Below are 1,471 nucleotides of genomic sequence, written 5' to 3' on the forward strand. Positions count from 1 at the left end.
GGCACACATGTCTAATGGTATGCCATGGATAAGATTCCATTTATATGACTGGATAAGTGGTACAGATGGAATGACATTGGAGCAAAGGGGGGCTTATATGACGCTTCTCGTTCGCATGTATGATAAAAAAGCACCAATTAAAACAGACTTTCAAACGCTTGCACGCGCTTGCAATTGTTCGCAGAAAAAATTTGCAACGATTGTCGAATATCTCATAAGGAATGATAAACTTATTGAAACAGATGATGGGTTGTGGAATACGCGTGTTGAAGAAGAACTCAATAACCTCAGTGAAGAGTTAGATAATTTTACCTTTAATAATAATGAAGAAAAGGAGGTAAAATATGTCAACTAAATTGGCTTGGACGAGACTTAATACAGACCAGTGGCTATTTAAACTCTCTGATTTACCACCTATGGAAGTCAATGTTTATGTGAAGTTGCGAATAAGAATGTTACACACGCGTGAACCTCTTTTGAATGATTCACGAGTATTGTCTCATTTTACTTGTTGTACAGTAAAAAGATTTGAAAAGGCGTTACATTATTTATTTAGATCTGGGCACATCATTTCTTTAGAAGATGGTCGTTTGTGGAGTTCAGATGTTGAGGAAGAACTCAATAACTCAAATGAAAATATAAATAAATTTTCAGAGAGAGCACAGAAGGCAGCGCAAGCAAAATGGGCAAAACATCATAAAAAAAAACAATTAGCGATGATCAAAATGCTAAGCATGATGCTAACGATACGCTTAAGGATGCTAAGCATGCTACAAGCAATGCTAATGCAATGCTTAATGATGCCATTAACATAGACAATAACATATATAATAAAAAAACTAAAATTATCGTTTTAGCAAAAAAAGAAATTGGTTCTGAAAATTTAGAAACAAACGATTTGGTTGAAGAGCCAACAGAAGATGATGCTCTCAAAAGCCAATCAGAACAAATTGAAACATCATCAGAAAACCCACCTCCCCTTCACGAGCAAGAAAGCATTCCGAAAAAAGCAAAACAAGCGAAAACTAATCGAGAGTGTCGATTGCCTGCTGATTTCGAACCTAATTTGCAATACGCAATCGATCAAGGGTTAACGCATGATGAAGCGTTATTAGAATTCGAAAGATTTAAACTTCATTGGCAAAATAATCCAAATCGAAATGCTAAAAAAAGTGATTGGCAAAAGGCATGGTACAAGTGGATTACACACCAAGAATATGGATTGCTAGCCAAGAAACGAGAAAAATGAGAAAGGGAAAAACGCTATGCGAATGAACGCTATAAGCAACCAGCAAACAACTTCTCCAGCAACCTCGCAGAAAGCTTCAGTGACCTCAAAGCAGCAATCTATGCTGGCGATACTTACGGATCAGAATGCAGCAGAAATACAAAGACTATCAGTTCATTTGAAAGAACTTGCAAAGAGGGTGGACCGGAGTTGGTATCCTCGGATCTCTATGAGAGGAAAGCC

The 1,471-nt window shown here is 37.1% G+C and carries 2 protein-coding genes and 1 pseudogene; all 3 read left to right on the top strand.

Features of this window, described 5'->3' with window-relative positions; translation table 11 throughout:
- The coding region (locus tag ACFINC_RS09415) for a DUF1376 domain-containing protein (protein WP_375617041.1) at window positions 1–355 on the top strand (355 nt) is incomplete at its 5' end.
- Window positions 345–1,073: pseudogene (locus ACFINC_RS09420) on the top strand (hypothetical protein); the annotation flags it as partial. The gene ACFINC_RS09415 and the pseudogene ACFINC_RS09420, both read left to right, overlap by 11 nt.
- Window positions 1,074–1,271: 198 nt before the next feature.
- The coding region (locus tag ACFINC_RS09425; protein WP_375617042.1) for a hypothetical protein at window positions 1,272–1,471 on the top strand (200 nt) is incomplete at its 3' end.

The sequence above is a fragment of the Bartonella sp. AP58NXGY genome (assembly GCF_042195785.1).
Lineage (GTDB): Bacteria > Pseudomonadota > Alphaproteobacteria > Rhizobiales > Rhizobiaceae > Bartonella.